We start from the raw sequence: 5,566 nt of genomic DNA, 5'->3' as shown, positions 1-5,566 counted from the left end.
GACGACGACTCGGACTCGAAGAAGAACTTGTCCGGGTAGGCCGGAGAAACAGTGTTCTAACACTGTTTCTCACTCACGACCTCGTCAGTCGGCGATCAACACCGGCCCACCCTGGTAAAAGCCCGTCCCGGCCCGCCGGAAGCCGCCGGCCTCCCGCTGCCGCCGCACGAGCCAGCGCCCCGGTGCGATGCCCGTCGCCCCGTGCTCCGGGTGCACCAGGTACACCGGCGCCGTGTTGTCGATCGCCGCGACCGCGAGACCCTCGGGGTCCACGACCCACGTCGTCAGCTCGCACGAGCCGACCAGCGTGTGCGGATTGGTCCCGTCGCCGCCCCGCACGAGTTCGGCGCCCTCGGCGGGCAGGGCGTGCCAGCCGCCGCGGGGCTGAGCCGTGCCGGCCATCGCCGACGGCACCACGATCAGGTCGCCCTGGGCCTGGAGCCCGTCGATCACCGGGACGTCGACCTGCCGGTCGAGGTGGGCGAGGACGTCCAGCCCGGTTTGGTCGAGCAGTTCCGCCAAATACATGCGAATCACCTCAAGGAGTTCAGGTCCGGCGCCGCAGCTGCGCGTACTGGGCTCCGGAGAGCCCGTACGTCCAGCCGGCGGCGTCGAGGGGATGGTCGATTTCGGCGGGCACGCGCAGCCCGTAGTGCCGGCGCGTGCCATCGCGTTCGACGGAGCCGTTGACCACCAGCAACAACCGGGTCGTCGCGCCGTCGTAGAGCCGGAGTTCGCACCCGGGGTTGCCCGGGTCGCCGACGCGGTCGAGCAACTCGAGCCCCGCGTCCGCCACGAACGCCGGCCAGCCGAGGTGCTCCAGCGCGCACCGGCGCACCTCGACGTTGCGTTCCGCCATGATCCGGTCGGCCGCCGGCGCGTCGATCACCCAGGACGGCACCCGCGTCCCGTGCCACGCGTGCACGGTCCAGCCGTCGGGGAACGCCATCGCGGGGCCGGTCCCGTGGTGCAGCCGGATCAGGCCGTACGAATCGTCGACCCGTTCGGTGCGCACGACGAGCGGCCGTTCGGCGATGACGCAGACGCCCTCCCTCGGCCACCACCAGCCGCACGACCGCGCGAGCGTGGCCCAGAGATCCAGTTCACCGGTGTCGGCGGGGTCGAACCGCACGCCGTCGACTTGCCGGTGCAGGTCGTACAGCGCGATCCAATGGGTCTCGTGCTGCCCTCCCCAGTACAGTCCGGCGCCCGTCGTGAGCTCACCCCGCACGGCGCCGGCGACGGAGTCCCGGATCGACCGGTGCAGCGCGGGCCCCAGGCCGTTGTTCAGCAACGCCCGCATGGGAAAGCCCAGCGGGTCCGGTGGTGGCCGGTCCCGGGGCCGTCGCCGGTCGCGCCAGACGCCGATCCGCCGGTCGAGCCGCTCGCGCAACGACGTCACCAGCGTCGCCAGGCGCGCTTCGACCGGCAGGTCGCCGCTCAGGGAAAGCGCTTGCGTGGGCGTCATCACGGCGACCGCGGCGGCCGGGGAACTCACCCACGAGAACGTCGGCGGCGACGCGCCGGCCAGTTCGTAAAGGCGGGTGATGGCCGCTTCCGCGGCCGGACGATCAGCCGGCTCGGTGCTCAGCGCGTGGCTCAGCCAGGAGTTCCGGATTTCGAGGGCCCGTGACCACAGTTCGGGGCCGGGAAAGCGACGGCCGGGCCGCCGCGAGGTGCTCAACGCGCGAGGGCGCGCACGCCCTTTCGAATCGACATGCTCCGATCATGACAGCATTTTCGCCGCTCGCGCAAGCCTGGACCTGAAGCCGTGTTCGCGCTTAGAGTTCGTCGTGCCCACGGTCCGTGCCGTGGTTCCGCCGTCGCACAGGGTCTTTCATCGAAGGAAGGCGTCCATGGACGGCAGGTTCACCCGTCGGCAGCTGATCAAGGGCACGCTGGCGGTTTCGCTGGTGCCCGGTATCCCTTCGCCGGCCTCGCACCGGTACCGCGTCGACGTTCCCGCGCTCCCGTGGCCGGCGGCGAACGACATCGTCGCGAACACCACGATCCCGGCGTTCCCGGACCGGAGCTTCCCGATCACCGGTTACGGCGCGAAGAACGACGGCAAGACCGACAACACCGCGGCGATCAAGAAGGCGATCGAAGCCTGCGCCGCGGCCGGCGGCGGCCACGTGATCGTGCCGGCGGGCAGCTTCCTCACCGGCGCTGTCTATTTGAAGAGCAACGTCGATCTGCACCTGGAAAAGGGCGCGGTGCTCAAGTTCGGCGGTGACGCGTCGAAGTTCCCGAACGTCCTGACGCGCTACGAAGGGATCGAGTGCGTCAACCATTCGCCGATGATCTACGCGTACCGGGAAAAGAACATCGGCCTCACCGGCAGCGGCACGCTCGACGCGGCGGCGACGTCGTCGTGGAACAAGGGCAGTGACCGCGCGTACCTGGAAACGTTGGTGGCCAAGGGAACCCCGCCGGAGAAACGCGTCGTGCCCGGCTCGGGGCACACGATGCGATCGACGTTCGTCGAGCCGTACGCCTGCGAAAACGTGCTGATCCAGGGCGTCACACTGAAGAACTCGATGTTCTGGCAGCTGCACCCGACCCTGTGCCGCAACGTCACGGTCGACGGCGTCAGCACCGATCCCAGCACCGCGCACTCCAACACCGACGGCTGCGACCCCGAGTCGTGCGACCACGTCGTCATCGCGAACTGCACCCTCGGCGCGCACGACGACAACATCGCGATCAAGTCCGGCCGTGACGCCGACGGGCGCCGCGTGAACGTGCCGTGCCAGAACCTCGTCGTCGTGAACTGCGTGATGAACGGCAACTGGGGCGCGATCACCTGCGGCAGCGAGCAGACCGGCGGGATCCGCAACGTCTACGCGTACCGGCTCACCGTGCGGGGTGAAACGAAGTTCGCGCTGTACGTGAAGTCGAACACGCTGCGTGGCGGGTTCACGGAGAACATCAACCTCGACAGTGTCTCCGGCACCTTCGCGCGGAACTTCGTGTTCGTGACGTCCACGTATAACAGCCAGACCGGCGGTTACGTCCCGTCGTTCGGGCCGTTCACGATCAGCAACTGCGCGAGCACGAAGATCGCGGGCAAGACCTTCGACGTCAGCGGGCTTTCCAACGCCCACGTGCACGGCTTCGCCGTGGCGAACTCCACGTTTGAGGGCGTCTCCGACACCTCGAACACGCTGAGGTACGTGGACAGCGCCCGGTTCACGAACGTGACGGTCAACGGCAAGCCGATCTGACCCTGCGGGAACGGCGCGGCTGCGGCAGTCTTACTACCAACGAGTAGGAAGCCTGCCGTCAGTCCTTTCCGGAGGTAGCCGTGGACGTCCCCGAAGTGCCCTCGAAGGTGGATCCGGACGTGCTGACCACCGTCCTCGACGGCCGCTGGGCCGAGCTGCGCCGCGGGGTCCGCGCGGAGATGAGCGACACGGAGTTCCGGGATCCGGTGAACCTCGACATCGAGGCACACCGGGCCCAGGTGCTCGACCAGCTGCGCGCGCTCGCCGCGACCGACCGCCCCGGCCTCGGCTTCGACCCGGCGTACGGCGGCGGTGGCGACGTCGGCGGCTCGGTGACGTCGTTCGAGCTGCTCGGCTACGGCGACCTGTCGCTGATGGTGAAGGCCGGCGTCCAATGGGGACTGTTCGGCGGCGCCGTCCAGCTGCTCGGGACCGAGCGTCACCACGAGCGGTACCTGCGCTCGATCATGAACCTGGATCTGCTCGGGTGCTTCGCGATGACCGAGCACGGCCACGGCTCCGACGTCCAGCACCTGCGCACGACGGCGACCTTTGTGGACGGCGGGTTCGTCGTGCACACGCCGGACGCCATGGCCACCAAGGAGTACATCGGCAACGCGGCCCGCGACGGCCGGATGGCGGCGGTGTTCGCCCAGCTCGTCACGGGCGGCGAATCCCGCGGTGTGCACGCTTTCCTGGTGCCGATCCGGGACGTCGACGGCGCGCCGATGCCGGGAGTGTCCATCGAGGACTGCGGCCCGAAGGCGGGCCTGAACGGCGTCGACAACGGACGGTTGAGCTTCGACAACGTCCGGATCCCGCGCGAGGCCCTGCTGAACCGCTTCGGCGACGTGGCCGAGGACGGGACGTATTCGAGCCCGATCGAGAGCGACAGCCGCCGGTTCTTCACGATGCTGGGCACGCTGATCCGCGGCCGGGTGAGCGTCGGCGGAAGCGCGGGGAGCGCGACGAAACGCGGTCTGGCCCTGGCGATCCGCTACGGCGAGCAGCGCCGCCAGTTCATGACGCCGGAGGGCGAGGAGGTCGTCATCCTCGACTACCTCGGGCACCAGCGGAAGCTGCTGCCGGCGCTGGCGAAGACGTACGCGCTGTCCTTCGCGCAGGAAGAGCTGGTCTCGAAGCTGCACGACATCGACTCGTCGGCGCCCGAGGAGGAGCAGCGCGAGCTGGAGTCGCGCGCGGCCGGGCTGAAGGCGCTCAACACGTGGCACGCGACGGCGACGATCCAGGCGGCGCGCGAGGCGTGCGGCGGCTCGGGGTACCTCGCGGAGAACATCCTGCCGGGCCTGAAGGCCGACACCGACGTCTTCACGACGTTCGAAGGCGACAACACCGTGCTGCTGCAACTCGTCGCGAAAGGCCTGCTGACCAGCTACAAGCAGGACTTCGAGGACCTGTCGCCGCTCGCCACGGCCCGGTTCGTCACCGACCAGGTGGTGAGCGCGATCCTGGAGCGGACGTCCGTGCGCAAGGCGCTCGAGTCGCTCACCGAGGGGTCCGACGCGGACGTCTTCTTCCGCCGCGAGTGGCAGCTGAGGCTGTTCGAGGACCGCGAGGAGCACGTCGTCGAGGGGGTGGCGAAGCGCTTGCGCAAGGCGGCTTCGGACCCGTTCGGGGTGTTCAACTCGGCCCAGGACCACGTGCTGCGCGCGGGCCGCGTCCACGTGGAGCGGCTGGTGCTGGAGGCGTTCGCGGCGGCCATCGCGCGGTGTGAAGACCCGGACGCCCGCACGCTACTCGACCGCCTCTGCGATCTGTACGCGCTGTCGGCGATCGAAGAGGACCTGGCCTGGTTCCTGGGCCACGGCCGCCTGACGGCGTCGCGCGGAAAGGCCGTCACCGCGGCGGTGAACGGCCTCTGCGCCCAGCTGCGGCCCCACGCGCGGACGCTGGTGGACGCGTTCGCGATCCCGGAGCAGTTCCTCGCGGCGCCGATGCTGCGGTCCTGACCGGTGGGTGGCCGGCGTCGGGGGCCGGCCACCCACCGGGGGTCCTACTTGCGGTGCTTGCCGTCGTCGTCGGTCACTTCGAACTGCTCCTTGCGGACCTTGCCCGAGACGGTCTGTTCGTCGGTGACCGTCTCGGTCCGCAGGCGCGCCCGCTCGACCGGCACGCTTTCCTTGCGCACCACGGGCTTCTCGGCGTGGAGGACGACGTCCTGCTCGGCCTCGCCGATGTCGGCCCCGCCCTGGCCGTCCTTGATCGGCTCGCGCTCGATGCGCACCTCTTCGTGCCGGACGGGGACGGTGACCTGCTGCTCTTCGGTGACGACGTACTTGCGCAGCCGCACGTGCCCGGTCTCGACCTGCTCGGTGCCG

Annotated in this window: 5 protein-coding genes; 2 read left to right on the top strand and 3 right to left on the bottom strand. The window is 69.6% G+C overall.

The window, feature by feature from the left end:
* Window positions 1-84 precede the first annotated feature (84 nt).
* Entirely contained in the window at window positions 85-528 is a 444-nt protein-coding gene (locus tag AB0M59_RS48850) for a hypothetical protein (RefSeq protein WP_364629670.1), read from the bottom strand.
* Window positions 529-547: 19 nt separating this feature from the next.
* On the bottom strand, window positions 548-1,684 hold the full coding sequence (locus tag AB0M59_RS48845) for a DUF6745 domain-containing protein (protein WP_364629667.1): 1,137 nt from the start codon (window positions 1,682-1,684) through the stop codon (window positions 548-550).
* A 172-nt stretch (window positions 1,685-1,856) separates the two neighbouring features.
* Between AB0M59_RS48845 and AB0M59_RS48840 the strand changes: the two genes are divergently transcribed.
* Both AB0M59_RS48840 and AB0M59_RS48835 read left to right on the top strand, forming a co-directional pair.
* Window positions 1,857-3,227 (top strand): glycoside hydrolase family 28 protein, encoded by a 1,371-nt coding sequence (locus tag AB0M59_RS48840; RefSeq protein WP_364629664.1) that lies wholly within the window; start codon window positions 1,857-1,859, stop codon window positions 3,225-3,227.
* 80 nt (window positions 3,228-3,307) lie between these two features.
* Window positions 3,308-5,197, top strand: a complete 1,890-nt coding sequence (locus AB0M59_RS48835) for an acyl-CoA dehydrogenase (RefSeq protein WP_364629661.1) — start codon at window positions 3,308-3,310, stop codon at window positions 5,195-5,197.
* Between the two features lie 44 nt (window positions 5,198-5,241).
* On the opposite strand, the gene AB0M59_RS48830 is transcribed toward AB0M59_RS48835, so the two are convergent.
* Window positions 5,242-5,566, bottom strand: a 325-nt coding sequence (locus tag AB0M59_RS48830; RefSeq protein ID WP_364629658.1) for a YsnF/AvaK domain-containing protein, incomplete at its 5' end; no start/stop codon positions are given.

Origin of the sequence: Amycolatopsis sp. NPDC051371 (assembly GCF_040682155.1) — a bacterium.
Taxonomy (GTDB): domain Bacteria; phylum Actinomycetota; class Actinomycetes; order Mycobacteriales; family Pseudonocardiaceae; genus Amycolatopsis.
The sequence above is the reverse complement of the archived record's forward strand: the minus strand, read 5'-3'. Positions and strand labels throughout refer to the sequence as shown.

Bases quoted from the DNA above. Each gene is read 5' to 3' on its own strand.
- AB0M59_RS48850 (WP_364629670.1), bottom strand. From the start codon at position 528: ATGTATTTGGCGGAACTGCTCGACCAAACCGGGCTGGACGTCCTCGCC.
- AB0M59_RS48840 (WP_364629664.1), top strand. From the start codon at position 1,857: ATGGACGGCAGGTTCACCCGTCGGCAGCTGATCAAGGGCACGCTGGCG.